Origin of the sequence: Corynebacterium callunae, assembly GCF_046592015.1 — a bacterium.
GTDB lineage: Bacteria > Actinomycetota > Actinomycetes > Mycobacteriales > Mycobacteriaceae > Corynebacterium > Corynebacterium callunae_A.
On sequence record NZ_JAWVOB010000008.1, the window covers coordinates 109,024 to 126,560 of the forward strand.

At 50.9% G+C, this 17,537-nt stretch carries 9 protein-coding genes; 2 read left to right on the plus strand and 7 right to left on the minus strand.

Features of this window, described 5'->3' with window-relative positions; translation table 11 throughout:
* Window positions 1-5 precede the first annotated feature (5 nt).
* The 6 genes from SFC07_RS10060 to SFC07_RS10085 all read right to left on the minus strand — a co-directional run bounded on the left by SFC07_RS10060 (window position 6) and on the right by SFC07_RS10085 (window position 12,446).
* Window positions 6-1,742: a UvrD-helicase domain-containing protein gene (locus SFC07_RS10060; protein ID WP_411208124.1), complete on the minus strand. Its 1,737-nt coding sequence runs from the start codon at window positions 1,740-1,742 to the stop codon at window positions 6-8.
* Complete coding sequence (locus SFC07_RS10065; RefSeq protein ID WP_411208125.1) at window positions 1,743-6,494, minus strand: DEAD/DEAH box helicase family protein; 4,752 nt, start codon at window positions 6,492-6,494, stop codon at window positions 1,743-1,745.
* A 255-nt stretch (window positions 6,495-6,749) separates the two neighbouring features.
* Window positions 6,750-8,306 (minus strand): thiol reductant ABC exporter subunit CydC, encoded by a 1,557-nt coding sequence (gene cydC, locus SFC07_RS10070; protein ID WP_411208126.1) that lies wholly within the window; start codon window positions 8,304-8,306, stop codon window positions 6,750-6,752.
* A complete protein-coding gene (locus tag SFC07_RS10075; RefSeq protein ID WP_411208127.1) occupies window positions 8,303-9,847 on the minus strand; it encodes an ABC transporter ATP-binding protein/permease in 1,545 nt (514 codons plus the stop codon). The genes cydC and SFC07_RS10075 overlap by 4 nt, the downstream gene beginning before the upstream one ends.
* On the minus strand, window positions 9,844-10,905 hold the full coding sequence (gene cydB / locus SFC07_RS10080) for a cytochrome d ubiquinol oxidase subunit II (protein WP_411208128.1): 1,062 nt from the start codon (window positions 10,903-10,905) through the stop codon (window positions 9,844-9,846). Before cydB ends, SFC07_RS10075 begins: the two co-directional genes overlap by 4 nt.
* A 2-nt stretch (window positions 10,906-10,907) precedes the next feature.
* Window positions 10,908-12,446 carry a cytochrome ubiquinol oxidase subunit I gene (locus tag SFC07_RS10085; protein WP_411208151.1) on the minus strand — a complete coding sequence of 513 codons (1,539 nt, stop codon included), beginning with the start codon at window positions 12,444-12,446 and terminating at the stop codon, window positions 10,908-10,910.
* Window positions 12,447-12,777: 331 nt separating this feature from the next.
* On the opposite strand from SFC07_RS10085, the gene SFC07_RS10090 reads away from it, so the two are divergent.
* Window positions 12,778-13,551, plus strand: a complete 774-nt coding sequence (locus tag SFC07_RS10090; RefSeq protein ID WP_411208129.1) for a hypothetical protein — start codon at window positions 12,778-12,780, stop codon at window positions 13,549-13,551.
* A 57-nt stretch (window positions 13,552-13,608) separates the two neighbouring features.
* Here SFC07_RS10090 and SFC07_RS10095 read toward each other — a convergent pair whose 3' ends face one another.
* Entirely contained in the window at window positions 13,609-15,015 is a 1,407-nt protein-coding gene (locus SFC07_RS10095) for an amino acid permease (RefSeq protein WP_411208152.1), read from the minus strand.
* Window positions 15,016-15,341: 326 nt separating this feature from the next.
* Between SFC07_RS10095 and SFC07_RS10100 the strand changes: the two genes are divergently transcribed.
* Window positions 15,342-17,522: a DEAD/DEAH box helicase gene (locus SFC07_RS10100; protein ID WP_411208130.1), complete on the plus strand. Its 2,181-nt coding sequence runs from the start codon at window positions 15,342-15,344 to the stop codon at window positions 17,520-17,522.
* Window positions 17,523-17,537: the final 15 nt, after the last annotated feature.

The window sequence follows — 17,537 nt, forward strand, 5'->3', positions numbered from 1 at the left end:
TATAGTTATTTAAACTTTATTTCCGAAAATCCTAATGGAAGTGGAATTAGGAATGGTGCTATTTGATTCGTGTCTTTCGAAAACGAGGATTCAAGATCGACAACGGGAACAGAGGAGAGTTTTGGCCACCTAATGTCCTTTACTCGTGCGATTTTCACCAGACGCCGTCCAAAGTCTTCGGTTGTTGTGGCGACAGGCAAACCATCGAGGAAGCACCTATAAATTGGCACATCAAAGCTTGATGAAATAACTTCAAAATGAAGTTTGTCGCCTGAGGCATAAGCCGCCAGTCGTTCTTGTGAAGTTGAATCACCAACTTTTAAGTCAATCCGAATGTCCCTTGGGTCGATGCAAATCGCCTTAGGCGTAAAACGTGAATTGGGATGAGGAAGAAACCAGGTACCTTCTTTTTTGGAGACTTTCCCCATGGATTCCTGAAAGCTACTAATTTGTTTCTTCCCGCGGGAAAGCGCAACGAAGAGAACTTCAAGTGCTGAGCTCGAGGCATCAACGTCAGAGACATATTGTTCTGGGTTATGGACCAGAACATTATCAAATTCAAGGCCTTTTGATTGGTGGACAGTGGTTACCAATACTGAACCGCTGACTGCCTCAATTTTTGGTTGAGGAGAATAGAATTGGGCGGCCTGACGAATCTCATCCCAGGAGACGTCATCATCAAAAGCGAATTGGATTCCCAATGCATCTGCTTCTGCCATGGAAGTTTCATCGCTGGCAATAAAGTCTCGAAGAGCCCTTGAATTGAAACTAGGTCCGCTAGCTTCAAGCGCCCATTTTCCCAACCAGCTAGGCAATGCTGGGCGAAGCTCCTTTCGTAAGACGATCGTCGAAGGGATCTCTTGCTCAATCATCGCTTCGTATATCTGAATTGCATCCGCGTTAGTGCGCGTAAGAAGACTTACCGAGCCACTCCAACGAGGAAGTAATGCTTTTAATTCATCTAATCCAAAGGAATTAAGATCGGATACGAGTGACCTCAAATGAGAAGATGCCGTAAGTTGAGATTCTGTTTCTCTGACATATTCAAGATCTTTGAAGACCTTTTTGGCTAAGAGACCCTGCGCTCGAAATTGATCCTGCAAAATAGTGGTCGAGTAATCACGATTCTTGAAAATTCGATTTACTAGAACTTCCCATTCCACCAACGATTGCGGTTGATCTGTTTTCTTTTCGTTAATCGCCTTCTTCTGAACTTGGAACTGATAAAGGGTCTGGTATGGATCACCAAAAACGGAAATTCCGCAGTCATCTGGTAAATGGGAAATTACCTCAGCCAGAAATTGTTGTCGGATGCCAAGAATGTCTTGTGCCTCATCCACAATAATGTGGCAAATATCCTCAAGTAGCTCTTCACCGTGATTTTTGAGAAGATCTATCGCTTTCCGGATCCTTGAATCAAAATCGAAACTTGATCCTTCTCCCAATAATCCGAATTCAGCTAGCTGTGATGTAGCTAAAGAGTCCAGAGTTTGATGCTTGACGTAGAGATCGAGATCTTCTATTTCACTTTCCATGGAATCAAACGCAGCCTGAATTGCAGCACGGGAAAAAGAGAGAAATAGAACACTTCTTTCTTCGTTGAAATCCAATTGGGAATCAATCGACTTAATTAATTCGATTGCCGTCGTTGTCTTTCCCGTGCCAGGCCCAGCGATAACAAGTTGACTGTCTGAATAGTGGAGACCTGCAACTACACTCTGCGAATCAGTTAATGAGACCAATTAATCTTCCTTGATATTCGAAGCCAAGTAGGTGAATTGCTGGTAGTTAATACTCTCAGGGAAGGACTGCAGATTGTCGAGAATGTTAACAATATGCACTGACTCTGTACCACCATTCTTTGGTCCACGAAGTCCTCGACCGATCATCTGCAGATAGCGCACCTCACTAGTGGTTGGTCGCGTAATGTACACCGCACGGGTTTTAGGGGCATCAAATCCCTGCGTGAGGACATTGTAATTTGTCAAGACGCGCAGATCTCCTGATTTGAAGCGTTCAAGGATATCAGTGCGCTCTTTGAGCGGAGTTTTACCATTAATCGACGCTGAGGGAATACCGTCCAAGGTAAGGGCCGTGGCAATTGTTTCGGCGTTTTCAGTAGAAGCAGCGAAAACTAGAATTGACCAATCTTCAGGTTTACTCTTGATTGATTCAATAATCCTCTGAGTCCTTTCGGAATCCAAACCCAATTGATAGGCCTTAGCAGTGGGTAAAAAGTGTTTTTCCCTGAACTGCTCGATTTCCTGATCGGTAAGAGGAATAAATCCTTCATTTCGAATGATTTCCATAGATACTTCGGAGAGAACCTTATCGCGCTGAAGTCGGAGCATTGGTTCATCGTCTCCAAAAACTCCCTCGTCCAAGACATTTGAATCAAATCGCCTCATCAAACGATCGGTTTCAGCAGAATCCGAAGTGCCGCGGTAAGGCGTAGCTGACAATCCAAGTAAAAGTTTGTCCCGTTGGTAACCGCTGCGTCCAGTCCAGTGGAGAATTTCCGTATAAGACTTCGCAAGTGCTGAATGGGCTTCATCAATGATGACTAATGGAGTCTTGGAAAGCCATTTGTAATTTGGATCAGTGGTTGAATTTTTGGTTTTGTGGAAAGTTCCAAAAACCACTTGGACAGAATCCGGCTCTTCTTCGGCATTGTGATCCCCATCATGCCTAGTGAGAGCTAGCCGAGTTCGAGGCTTGCCAAATGCGCGCCATAGATACTCCCACGTTTGAAGTGCTTGCTCGCATAGTTCAACACTGTTCGCAAGCCAGAGGATTGGGCCTCGGAATGGTGTGCCGTCTGGATTTCGAATTTCATCAGCTGTGATGGATTCAATAATGGTCTGAACACTAACTCGCGTTTTTCCTGCTCCAGTAGGTAGAGTAATGAGCCCTCTTGTCTGACCTTCACCTCTTAACATTGCACGTAATTTCTGGGACACCTTTTCTTGGTAGTCATGGAATTTTCCAGGATGAGTCGGTCCCTCAACAAAGTCTGTTATCTGTGTTTTGGGTTCACCCTTCTTACCCGCAAATTCTTCAGAGAAACCTAGCCCGCGTACCCATTTGCGAGTCTCAGAAGAGCCGGTCCAGGACCTTGGGATTGGCGCTAATGGGTGTTTTTCAGAGAGACGTCCGCAAATTTTTTCCAAAGTTGCTGGACCAAACATCTTGAGGCAGATCTCGGCCAGTTCAGAGTTTTTTGGAAGTTTCTTGCCCGTAGATTCGATAAACTCGACTGAAGGTGCCGGGATAATCGAAATTAAGGCTTCGTAGCCGCCAATCAAGAAAAGTCGTTCCGCATCATTCTTTGCTTTGCGGATATCTTCTCTCAGCTTATTGTTTTCGCGTCGTTTGATTTGAGAGAGATGAAGCTCAATAGCTTCTTCGGAGGAGTCTTCTTCCAATAGTGAGAGCACATCAATGAGTTGTTCCCGACGAGTGGCAGCAGTAGTAAAGATGGTCTCTCCATCAAATCCTGAGGCAGCCGGTTTGGTAATTTGCGCGCGGCCTGGAATTTTGGTGGATCGGCTCAATTCAGAACAAAGTTGGAACTTGATTGAATCCAAGTCTTCGCGTCCCAAAATTTGTAGTGAAGGGAAACGTAAGAGGAGAAGACTCTCATCTTCTACAGGAGCAAGGTGGTACTCAATTGGAACCTGAGAAGCATCCATTAATCCCCAGTGTGTTGAGAGTGAGCTTGAGTCAACTTGTTCAGGGACAATAAGCGTAGGAATTCCTAGCTCCTCAATTGAGTTTTCAATGCTGCTTACCGAGGAGACGGCAATTTGCGAGGATGGGAGGGAAAACCACTCATCGTTGAAATGTACGTACATTTCTTTGGGAGTCGAGTCTGGGAAATAGTTGCACCACCAGGAATATGTCTTTCCAACTGCTGGTTCATCATTTCGCTCCACATGGATCTTTACAAGCTTCGAATAATCTTCCTGAGAAAGCTCCTCAATAGTGGTATGAAAATTAATCAATTGCTTGATCGTTGCAGAGAGTTCGAAACCGGATGCGACGGGAACGATATCGCCAATTTGTTCAAAATCTTCGCTCACCAAGAAGGATTGAGAAATTGGACGAAGCCCCAGCGAAGTTTGGATGACACCGAAGTTTTTGATTAGCCAAAGCTCGGGGTGAATGACCCTTACAACTTTCTTGGAAGTCTTGGTTCCAACTCGAATTTGAGCATCGAAAATATTATCCAAAATGAACTTGGTCAGAATAGCTCTGTTGGTTTCGCTCAGCCGTGGGAAATTATTCAGATGAGTCAAGATTGAAGTTGAATCGCCAATATCAAGCTGTGACCAGCCAAAACGTGGAACACCTAAATCTGTGCCAACAGTGGCTTCTACTTGCTTTCGGTATTCCTTAAGCCAAATAGGCTTCTTACTACTGATAGTGCGTAGTGGTTGTTCACGTAGTCCTAACAGCTCCAAAATTTCCTTATCAGTGCGATGGAATTTGAAGTGTGTTAAGTATTTAGCATCTTGCTTGAGGTCCTGAACCAATTTTCCCGGGATCAATTGACCTTCAGGCAGCACAAATTGACCCGTGCCGTCCATAATGCGGACTAGTTCTTCTTGTTTTCCGAAAAGTACGTCCTCAAAGCCTCGTTTGATGTCGTCTAGGCTTGAAGTCCTCAAAACAGCCCAGAAATCTTCCCAGTCGATACGGACCGTCTGCTTCAATTTGCTTAGTTTTTCGTATAATTGGCCAGTATCTTCGTAAAGCCGAATACCCAGTGCATTAAGAGAGTCTGTTACTCCCTTGTAAGCGATAACTTGAGGGTCTACAAAACCCGCGCCACGTTCACTGGGGTTATTCCTAATGAAGCATCTGCTGGACTCAGGCTGAACCCAAATGCCAGTTTCCAATAGGACGACTTCAGATTCAATCAAGGAATTAAAAACAGCAGGGGACGGAATCCACTCATATACAAAATTAATGAAGTTGATTGCCGCTGCCGACCGTCTGGCATTTTGACTAGCTTTGTCTACCAGACTTTCAACCCATTCTGACATGTCTGCATGCAATTCTTCAGAGTTTAATGCCATGAGTCGTTCAGTTTTTGCTCGTCGGGCATCCGTTGAAATGCATTCAGGGTGAACCCAATCTCCAGAAAGTGGTTTGAGCTCAAGCCACTGTGTTGTCAGTTTGCGGGAAATCTTGAGCGCTTCACCCTTAATTTTGGCAGTTGAGGGTGCCATAATTTCTTGAGGTGGAAGCTTCAAAGAACGGGGAGAGCGAAGAGTACCAGTATAGTCAGGGAGAGAATTTGCCTCGCGAAGCGCTTCGTAAATTGGCTTATTAATTACATCGTCAGCCCAGCTTCTCGATTCGCGACCACGGGCGGGCAAAATGTCAAGGTAACGTCCAAATTCATCATTCATGATGAGGTAGGGACGTGCTTTAACAACGAGGCGCGGTACAACTTCTTCAAGGATTTCCTGGTTAAACTTGCTTTCGATTAGGTTGATTCGATCGTCAGAAAGCTTCCAGGGCGCATTTAGTCGACCGGTCAAAGTAGTCTCAGACTTGATCGGGAAATAAGCACTCAGGTTTCCGACACCAGTTGCTCCGGTTAGAGGAACTGCCCAACTGACGGTGACATTGTCTCGGCGTGCTGCATTTCCTGCGTTCTTCAGGGCTTCTTTACTTGGTTGATGATCTGTGGACAGAACTAACCACTCTGATGACTCACCATGGTCGTTTATTAGTGTTACGGTCTTACCCGTGCGCTGAGCTTTAAAAACTCTTTGCAAGGATTCGAAATCAGAGCGAAGCGCCAATTCTTTAACCCGAGGAGTAAAAAGGCAGAAGCTTTCATCAAAATTTTTCATGTCTTCAAAAAGAGATGCTGCAGCGCCTTGGAATAGCGGAACCTTAATAATTGTCACGGCCCACTTGGAAAATTCCTTGAGAATAGGATCTTCTTCAAAATCAACAAGCGGATCAATTACCCAGCTAAGCCTAAGGCCAGGGACCTCGGAATCTGGTCGATCATACCCCAGTTCTTCACGAAGTACCTGATTTGTGCGCTTACGGTCGAACTCGAAGGATACAGTTTGGCTATATACCTTCGTATTGTCAGAAATGCTTCCGACAGACTTGAATCCAAGTCCAAAACGGCCAATTTCATCCCCATGCTTGCTTGAAAGATGAGCATATAGGAGGCCGCGCACACCTTCTTGGCTAATTGGTGTGCCCTGATTTGCGACGTACAAGGTGTCTTCAGTTAGCCGAACTTCGATGCGTCCCTTTTCATCTTGCAAAGCATCTGCAGCGTTCTGGACTAATTCTTGAATTTGCTTGCGGCCGTAACCACCTTCAGCAATTGAGGCTTCCTTTTTGAAGTCCTCTTCAATTCTGTCAAAGTCATTCCGATAGACTTCAATGCATTTTCGGAAAGACTCATCCACTGAATTTTGCAGTGCGATTTCTGGGTTGGCCCAACGATCAATCAACATATTTTCCTCGTATCTCTGAAATTATTAATAGAATAATAGTTTGCTGGATATAGAAGGATTTCTAACACCCTCATTTAGAACACCTGTATGAGAAATGCTAAAAGAATGGTCTAAAACCAAAATGTTCTCTAAAGAAGATCTAGTTTCTCTCTGGCTAAATAGATAAACCCTTCTAATATTTCACCATTTAGAGAGATCATATATTGCTTTAATTAATTTTTAAGTGAATTTGGTCTTACTTAGCAATTCAATGACTCACCTCACATGCCGCACCACCACAACAGTCCTCCTAGCTCGGGAACCAGGCAATTCGTCTCGAGAAAGCAGTGAAAGCATTTCGGCGGAGCCTTGGGCGTCAAGATGCTCGGTTGGTTCGTCGAGAAGCAAAATGGGGGCGTCGCTGAGCAGCGCTCGCGCAAGCAACACCCGGCGGCGTTGACCGCCGGAGAGGCTATCGGCGCCGTGGTTAAGAAGCGTGGAAAGGCCCTGTTCGAGGCCACTAAACCAGGAGCTCAGGCCCACTGCCTCGAGGATGTCTAGCATTTCCGCATCGGTGGCGGTGGGGGCGCCAAGGGCTAAGTTGTCGCGCAGGGTGGTGGCGAAGATGTGGCCGTCCTCGGGGCTAAATAGCACCGTTCCACTGAGCTGAGCTGGATCTTTGCCACCAATCAACACTGTTCCGCTGCGGGGTGTCAAGAATCCTGCGAGCGTAAGCAGCAGCGTGGTTTTGCCGGTGCCGGAGGGTGCGATGATCTCGTGGCGGGAACCAAAGGGCAGGTTGAGGTTGCAGGTGCCAAGATCGCTATCCCAGCCGTAAACCAGGTCTTTTGCCACAATGCTGGGCTCGGCGGGAGCTTCCGCAGCTTCAGGGGGAGTAGCTGCGGGAATGTTGGCAATATCAGCTAGCCGCCCAGCAGCGCCAGCGGCACGGGTGCGGGCGATGGCTGCGTCGGGCAGGACGGATACTGCCTCAAAAGCAGCCAGGCTGAGCAGTACCGAAACGCCCAACCATTGTGGGGAATGATCGCCAGAGGTGTAGTAGCTGGCGGCTACGAGGAGCACACCGATCACGCTAAAGCCGTGGATCCAGATGGAAGTTCCCACACCAATAGCCGAGAAACGTGAACCCGCATCATCGGCCTTGGCATAGGACTGCGCCGCTTGTTCAGCCGTTGCAAGGGCAGCGGGCATGTCACCGCGCACGCGCAGACCTGCTTGATCAACAAGTACGTGGTCAACGGCACTGACGTATTCTTGCACGGCAATGGCACGGGCGATTTCGGCATGTCGCACACCGCGGGCTGCAAGGGCTGGGGGAATAATCGCAGCTAAAATGAGGCCTGTGGCCAGTACCAATGCCACCGGCCAGCTCAAAAAGGCTGCAAAGGCAACGGCTAAGACACTGCTTACCAAAGCCACGCCACTAGGAACTACCGAGCGGACGATCACGTCAGAGAGTGCATCAATATCTGCACCGAGGCGGCTGAGTAGATCGCCACGTTTGAGAGACATTGCCGTTGCGGGGGAGTTGGCTAGACGCTCATAAGCTGCGGTGCGGGTTCGGCTGGCAACATCGAGCGCAAGTTTGTGGGAAACCACTCTTTCTATATAACGGAAAACCGCGCGGCTAATGCCCAAGGCGCGTACTGCGGTGACCGCCACGGTGAGATCCATAACCGGAGGCATTTCCCAGGCTTTGGTGATCAACCAGGCCGAAACTACGGTCAGTGTCATCGAGGCCAGCATGGTCACAGTGCCAGCTAGCACTGGCAGTATCACCTCGCGGGAACGGATTGCTGCAAGTTGGTTCATGCTACATTCACCACCACATCGGCTGCGTCGCGTAGCAGGGGATCGTGGGAAACAACCACCACGGTGGCTCCGGCCTTCGCCAAAGCCTGCAAGCGCGTAATAATAAGGAGTGCATTGTCTGGATCGAGGTGTGCGGTGGGCTCATCCAGCAAGACCAAAGCGGCATCACCGCGGGAGAGCTCACGGTCAAGGGCTAGACGTTGACGCTGGCCCAAGGAAAGCTGGGAATTATCGCCCACAAGTGAGCTATCCAAAACCGGACGCTGCGGCATAAAAGCGCAGTGCTGCCACAACTGGGGGCCTGCAAGCTGCCTGCCGGATGCATCTTGAACCACAACTGAGCCACTAATACCTTCGGTGACCAGGCCCAAAATGGCCAAAAGAGTAGTGGATTTACCAGAGCCATTTTCGCCCCACAGCACAGTCAGCGCGCCGGGGTGCGCCTCAAAGCTTAAGTTTTGAGGATGGATGCCATCGCGCCCGTGGGCGCTTAGTCCAGTTACTGCTACCTTTAGCCCTCCGGCAAGGTTGAGTTCGGGGAGGGAGGCGTCGACAAGCGGGGTTTTATTGCTGAGCAAGGTGAGGATTTCTTCAGTGGCAACCAGGCCATCTTGGGCGTCGTGGAAACGCGCGCCGACCTCGCGGATGGGGTTGTAGACCTCCGGGATGATGATCAGCACGCTCAACCCAACTGCGAGCGTGATATTGCCATCTAGCAGGCGAAATCCAATGCCAACAGCCACCAAAGCTACTGAAAGTGTGGCCAAAAATTCCAGCACAAAACTGGAAAGGAAAGCGATTTTTAGCACGCTGAGGGTGGAGCTCGCATGACTCGAGGAAAGCCGGCGCACCTCGGTGGCCATTTCTTTATGACGGCGGAAAACCCGCAGCGTGGGAAGCCCCGCGATGAGGTCAAGCAGCTGATCGCTCAAGGTAGCCAGATCGCGCAGGCGTTGCTCTGTGCGGCCAGCGGTGAGGGTGCCCACCAGCCACATGAACAGCGGAATTAATGGCAACGTGAATAGCGCAATAAACATTGAGCCCAGGTCAAGGCTCCAAATCACGGCCAACATTAGAGGCGTGGCAATAATCGTGGCCGCTAGCGCTGGCAAAAACCCGGTGAGGTAGGGGCCGAGGCCGTCAAGTCCCTGGAGCAGGCGGATACGCCAAGCAGCTTGATCGATGGTGCGCGGATCGCGCCGGGCCAGCTCGGCCAAGGTCTGCGCGCGCAGTTCGGTGATCGCCTGGGTGGCGGCTCTGTGCCCAAAACGGCTTTGCAGCCACCCAAAAACGCCGCGCAACACCACCGCGAGAGCCACAAAAATGAGTTCTTGGCGGGGGAGCGTGGAACCTGGATTTTCAATCAAACCGGCAGTTAATTGGCCAATCAATAAACCCATGGCCACGATGCTGAGCGTTTTTGCGGTGATCAGCAGCGCTGCCACCACCACCCAGCGCCGCGTGGCTGGCGAGGCTTTGAGCAATCGCCAATCAACGGGGCCACGGACGCTGGGTGTGTCTAACTCTGCGGTGTCACTCACGCTGGCTGGCCTTTTGTTCCTCTGGTTGTGGTGGTTTCGGGGTCGGTTGTTTCGGTGGAGGTGGCCAGGGGCGGGGCGCTGAGGCGCTTCCTAAATACCCAATAGGTCCAGCCCTGGTACAACAGCACCACCGGCACAATAAACACCGCGGTCCAGGTCAAAATGTGCAGCGTGTAATCACTCGAGGAGGCATTCCAAATATCCAGGTCCACGCCATCGGCCAAGGTTGTTGGCATAACTAGCGGGAAGAGCGCGCTAAACATCAGCACCGCAACGCCGAGCACAGCCGCGGAAGTTGCCCCAAAACTCAGCCAATCCCTACCCTTGAGCAGCGCAAATCCGCCCACCAGTACCGCAAGGATGACGAATAGCGCGATAAACCAGGACCAACTCTTGCCATAGGAAATGGCCGTCCAGAGCACAAATGGTGCCCCTAAAACAGCACTAAGCGTGACGACGCGGCCAGCCACCCGGCCGGCATCGGTGCGCACCCGGCCTGCGGTTTTGAGGCGGATAAAAGCGAGGCCATGCATGGTGAACAGCGCCGTAAAGGCCAGTGCTCCAAGAATGGCGTAGGGGTTAAAAATGCCAGGCAGGGCTGCTGTGGCATCGATGCTGTGATCTGCTTTGATGGGCATTCCGCGCACAATATTGGAGAAAATTAGGCCCCACAGCAGCGCAGGTGCCCAGGATCCAACGAATACTGCGCGATCAGACCACTTAAACCAGCGGGGATCATCCACCTTTTTGCGCCATTCCAGGCCGACAACTCTAAGGATTAGAGCTACCAGGATAAGGAAGAGCGGCAGGTACATTCCGGAAAACATGGTGGCGTACCACTCTGGGAAGGCGGCAAAAAGCGCGCCACCAGCAGAGATGAGCCACACTTCATTGCCATCCCAGACCGGTCCGATGGTTTTGATGACAGTATTGCGGGAATCTTTATCCTTGCCCACGATGGGCGCAAGGATTCCGACGCCGAAGTCAAAGCCCTCCAGCAAGAAATATCCGGCAAAGAGTACGGCGATAACGATGAACCAAAAAGTATTAAGATCCATGATTACTTCTGCTCCTCTGCTGTGGATGCTGTAGTAAAGCGGAGCGGGGAAATCGGCAGATCCGAACCCACTGGGGTGGCAGGTCCGGTGTGCTCACTGGCGGTAGGGCCACCTTCGGCAGGTGGTCCCAGCAGCACGGCGCGGCGGATCAACCAGAACCAGACCACAAAGAGTGCTAGGTAGAGCAGGGTAAATCCAATGAGGGTGAGCCAGACTTGCCACGTGGCATGATCAGAAACACCCATATCAACAGTCATGCGAATCAGTTCAGTACGTGAATCTCCGGCGGAATCCGGATTGGGGTGCACCACCCAAGGCTGGCGGCCCATCTCTGTAAAGATCCAACCTGCGGAGTTAGCCAGGAAGGGGAAGGGGAGTGCGATGAGGCTACCGATCTGGAAAAGGCGCGCGATCTTGCCCTGAGGAGTGCGCTTTTTACGCAAAAGGAACCACGCGATTGCAGCAATGGCCAGAGAACCCAGCATGAGGCCAATCATGGCGCGGAAAGACCAGTACGTAACAAAGAGGTTGGGGGAGTAATTGCCAGGTCCATAAAGAGCCTCGGCCTGGGCTTGGAGATCCTTTACACCTTGGAGGGTGACATCAGTGAACTTTCCTTCGGCCAAGAAAGGCAGCACAAAAGGAAGTTCCAACAGGTGAATCACGGAATCGCAGTTGTTGTGCGTACCGATGGTCAAAATGGAGAAGCTGGGGTCAGTTTCGGTGTGGCACAACGATTCTGCCGAAGCCATCTTCATGGGCTGCTGCACAAACATCAGCTTGGCTTGGATATCACCGGTGAGACCCAAAGCAACTGAAGATAAAACCGTGGTCCACCAGCCAACCCACAGCACCGGGCGGTGCATGGAGTGGCGATCCTCCTCGGCTACTCCAGCCTTCTTAGCCTGAACCTTGGCGCGAATAAGCCACCAACCGGAAATGCCCAGTACAAAAGTACCGCCGGTTAGGAAGGCACCAGCAACGGCGTGGGGGAAAGCAGCGAGTGCTGTGGAGTTTGTGAGCAGTGCCCAGAAATCCACCAGTTCAGCGCGGCCGGTTTCGGGGTTGTACTCCGCACCCACTGGATGCTGCATAAAGGAGTTGGCAACGATGATGAAATAAGCCGAGACATTGGTCGCCACAGCGACGATCCAAATGGAGGCGGTATGGAGCCATCCGGGAATTTTTCCCCAGCCAAAAATCCACAGGCCTAGGAATACTGACTCCAGGAAGAAGGCGACCAGGCCTTCCAATGCAAGTGGTCCGCCAAAAACATCTCCCACAAAGCGGGAATATTCCGACCAGTTCATGCCGAATTGGAATTCCTGCACGATGCCGGTGGCGACGCCGAGAGCAAAGTTAATTAACAACACTGTGCCAAAGAAGCGAGTGGCACGATACCAATGTTCTTTGCCTGTGACTTGCCAAAAGGTTTGCATTAACGCAACTAGTGGAGCAAGTCCAATAGTCAAAGGAACAAAAATGAAGTGATAGACGGTGGTTATACCAAACTGCCACCGTGCGATGTCGACGACATCCACAGCTGTAACTTCCCCTCGTGGGTAGGTTGAATAAAGTGACAACCAAAGCAGGTACGCCTTGGGCGATCTATGTGTGAGTTGTCGGTAGGACCCTAAGTAGAGTTCCCAAGCAAGGGGTGCGCATTGGAAATTAGCCCCGAAGGAGGTCAATCCTCTTTCGAAAAACATTATTAAAAATTGTGTTAATCCGGGGTGCACACAAGCTTAGCGAAACTATGCCCTAGGAAACTAGACCTTCCTTGCCTGTAGTTAGTCTGCTAAGTTTCTATGTACAAACCTGACACTAGTGAGGTTCCCTGTTGTTTCCTTCGAAGAGATTTAAGGGCGACCCATGAAAATCCACCGGACATTATTGGCTGCAGCTGTGGTTGCAACTACTTTTAGTGCTTCACTTCTGCCACTTCCTGCAGCTCAGGCTGCTAGTGTCGAGGTGAATGGCGCTCTATGCACAATCACGGTGACCACTGCAGATATGGCAGCACTTCGAGCTGAGATTCTTGCCACTGAGAGGCTGAGCCTGGGCACTCTTACTTCTTTGGTTGATGGACTCGATCCAGAAATAAATCTTCTGGTTTCAGAATTGTCTGAACAGGCATTGACCGGCACTATTGAAATTGGCTCCTTAAGCACAGCTGCTCAGGCTGCATGGGCAGCTTTTTATCAGGCAGGTAGGTCAGCAGGCTTTAGCCAAAATGATCTTTCCGCCATCATTATTGCTGCTGTTTTACCTGAATATTTGGCAGGACAGCTAGATAGGGAATTCACCCCGAAATTAGTGGGTAAGCTTGATGTTGCCAAGGCTAATGCCGAAGGATTTATTGCGCAGATTAAGTCCTATCCAGCTGGTATGGGAGTTGATGCCACAAACTCCACCTTCTTTAACTACACCGTCAGTGCACGTGCAAAAGAGCTGCTAACTCCGGCAATGGCGCCTTTTGATGTCATTGTTAATGGAGTAATAGAGCCTTATCAGACGTGTATTTCTAAACTTGCCAACCCTGATAATCCGGGAGCTCCAGGAGATCCTGGGGACCCAGGTAACCCGAATACTCCGAATGATGGTGGCGGTGCTGCCGGTGGTAGTAGCGCTTTTGGCAGCAGTTAAATAGAAAAATTGCTCAGTGCAAAAAGCACTGAGCAATTTTTATTTGGGGGCTAGATTTTAGGAGTTTCGGGGATCTAGCTCTTCATAATTAACTGGGGCAATGGCTTTTGGACGGCCAGTTACAAAATAAAGCAACGTCATTAAGACGAGGAAGCCAACGCCTACGGCTAGTGGCAGGTGGTAGTCGGAATACCAGACCATAATGCCAAAGGTGAAAGCGATGAATGCGATCGCAAAGTACTGGCCGAAGGGGTAGAAGGGCACTGGGAATTTGAGTGTTTTGACCTCATCAGCAGACATCTTGCGTCGAGAAGCAACCTGCGCAAGCAGGATCATCAGCCACACATAAACGGTGGCGAAGGTGGCCAAAGAAGCAACAATCTCAAAGACGCGCTCCGGCAAAACGGCGTTGAGGACAACGCCCAGGATGAGAACGAAGATCATGATGACGGTGGTCATCATGGGCACGCCGTTCTTGGAGATCTTGCCCATGATCTGTGGCGCCAGGTTTTCCTTGGCAAGGCCGGTGAGCACGCGACCTGCACCAAAAAGGTCTGCGTTAATGGCGGAAAGAGCAGCGGTGATGACAACAACATTGAGCAAAGCAGCTGCCCAGCTCACGCCTAAGGTGTCAAAGATTTGTACGAAGGGGGATTCCTCGCCGGTAATAGATGGCCATGGGTTGAGGGCCAAAATTATGAGGATGGCGCCAACATAGAAGAGCAGGATGCGCACAGGAACGGTGTTGACTGCCTGAGGGATGGACTTTTCTGGATCTTCGGCCTCGGAGCCGGCTACACCAATAATCTCAGTGCCGCCAAAGGCAAAGAGAACCAGGATGAAGGCTGCAATCATGCCTTCCACGCCATTGGGGAAGAAACCGCCATGCTCCCACAAGTTGGAAACGCCAGATACTTCAGTGTTGGTGCCCAGGCCAAAGGCAAGAATTGCAGCACCGCCGACAATCATGGCAACCACGGCCGTGACCTTGACAATAGTGAACACAAATTCTAATTCACCGAACCAGCGCACCGAGGCCAAGTTTGCGCCACCAACGATGAGGAGAGTGGCTGCCACCCAAATCCACTGAGGTGCATTGGGGAACCAAAATCCCATATAGATACCGACAGCAGTGAGGTCAGCTAGACACACGATGAGCATCTCAAAGGCGAACATCCAGCCGGTGATATAACCGGCCCAGCCTCCGAGGTGGGCGCGGGTGTATACCGCAAAGGAACCACGGACGGGGTGGTGGACTGCCATCTCACCAAGTGCACGGAGCAGGAAGTAGACGACAGCGCCGCCTAGCAAATAAACCAGCAATACTGAGGGGCCAGCGGCTTGGATAGCTCCAGCGGAACCATAGAACAAGCCCGTGCCGATTGCCGAACCCAGCGCGATGAAGTGAATGTGGCGTGCCCGCAGCCCTTTAAACGCTTGGGTTGGAGCAGGTGAAGCATTCAACGACATGCTGACCTCTTTTCAGTTGGGATAAACGAATTTGAACGCAGATCACATTACTCTGTCAGCGCGGAAATATAGTGGTCGGATACTTCTGGGTTATTTATTCAACAATGGTTCCCCTGGAGGTTAAGGACTCAAAATAAGCTAATAGTGTGTCAGATCACCCATATATCCTATAAACGCTTAAAAATCAGGTGGATATGACCTTTTTTGGGACAAACTTGTGAACTATGTCCCATTTATGCAGCTCAGAAACCTCTTCATAACAATTTGAATATTGTTCAGCTCTGGAGTTTTGGCCGAATGTAGCGTAGCTTAGAGGAACAATGAGAAATAGCGAGAACGTCAACGGCGACGTAGAACAGCCGAATAACGTAATTTCGTCGGAATCTCAGGAAACCCCGCAGGGTGACTCAGCATCAGCTGACTTCGCTCTCGAAACCCCAAACAACAATGTTAAAGGCACCACCGTGTCTGAGGGTAGCGAAGAGATCACCAGGGTTGCGGATAATTCTGAGGACGCCGACTCTGCTTCTAAGGCAGACAACGCGAGCAATGTAATCAATGAGAATGTGAACGAGGACTCCTCGGAAGATGTAACCCCATCTTCAAACGAGTCATCCTCTACGGAAGTCAAGACTGGCTTCGATGCACTCGGATTGCCAGAGCAGATTCTAAATGCTGTGCGCAAGGTAGGTTACGAAACTCCTTCCCCCATCCAGGAACAAACCATCCCGATCCTTATGCAGGGTCAGGACGTAGTCGGTCTAGCACAGACCGGTACCGGTAAGACCGCAGCTTTCGCGCTGCCAATCCTTTCCCGTATTGATAAGTCCCTGCGTACCCCGCAGGCATTGGTGCTAGCACCGACCCGTGAACTTGCACTGCAGGTTGCGGATTCCTTCCAATCTTTCGCTGACCATGTTGGTGGCGTCAACGTACTGCCAATCTATGGCGGTCAGGCTTATGGCATTCAGTTGTCCGGCCTTCGTCGCGGTGCCCACATCGTTGTTGGTACCCCAGGTCGTATCATCGATCACCTGGAAAAGGGCTCACTGGATATCTCCAGCCTGCGCTTCCTGGTTCTTGATGAAGCTGATGAGATGCTCAACATGGGCTTCCAAGAAGATGTTGAACGCATCCTGGAAGACACCCCAGATGACAAGCAAGTTGCTTTGTTCTCTGCAACCATGCCTAACGGTATCCGTCGTCTCTCCAAGCAGTACCTCAACAACCCAGCTGAGATCACTGTTAAGTCTGAGACCAGGACCAACACCAACATCACCCAGCGCTTTATCTCTGTTGCACACCGCAACAAGATGGATGCACTTACCCGCATCCTCGAAGTAACTGAGTTCGAAGCAATGATCATGTTCGTGCGTACCAAGCACGAGACTGAAGAAGTTGCTGAGAAGTTGCGCGCTCGCGGATTCTCCGCAGCTGCCATCAATGGTGATATTGCTCAGGCCCAGCGTGAGCGTACCGTCGATCAGCTCAAGGACGGTCGTCTAGACATCCTTGTTGCTACCGACGTTGCAGCCCGTGGTCTTGACGTTGAGCGCATCTCCCACGTGCTTAACTACGACATTCCAAATGACACCGAGTCTTATGTCCACCGCATTGGCCGTACCGGCCGTGCAGGACGTTCCGGCGAGGCAATCCTGTTCGTAACTCCTCGTGAGCGTCGCATGCTGCGCTCCATCGAGCGTGCTACCAACGCACCTCTTACCGAGATGGAATTGCCTACCGTGGATCAGGTGAACGATTTCCGCAAGGTTAAGTTTGCGGACTCCATCACCAAGTCCTTGGAAGACAAGCAGATCGACATGTTCCGCTCTTTGGTCAAGGAGTACTCCCAGGCTAATGATGTTCCTCTCGAGGACATCGCTGCAGCTTTGGCTACTCAGGCTCAGACCGGTGACTTCCTGCTCAAGGAACTCCCACCAGAGCGTCGTGAGCGCACCGATCGTCGTCGTGACTTCGACGATCGTGGAGATCGTGGCGGACGTGGCCGTGACCGCGGTGACCGTGGCGATCGTGGTTCACGCTTTGATCGTGACGACGAGAACCTCGCAACCTACCGCTTGGCTGTTGGCAAGCGCCAGCACATTCGCCCAGGTGCCATCGTTGGCGCCCTGGCAAATGAAGGTGGACTTAACTCCAAGGACTTCGGCCGTATCACCATTGCAGCCGACCACACCTTGGTTGAGTTGCCAAAGGACCTCCCACAGAGCGTTCTTGACAACCTGCGCGACACCCGCATCTCCGGCCAGCTCATCAACATCGAACGCGATGCAGGTGGACGCCCTCCTCGTCGCTTCGAGCGCGATGACCGTGGTCCACGTGCAGATCGTGGCGACCGCGGTGGATTCCGTGGCGGCCGTGACCGTGATGATCGTGGCGGACGTGGTGGCGACCGCGGAGGTTTCCGTGGCGGCCGTGACCGTGATGATCGTGGTGGACGTGGCGGCGAGCGCGGTGGATTCCGTAGCCGTGGACGCGACTAGTCCTAGCTAAAAGTA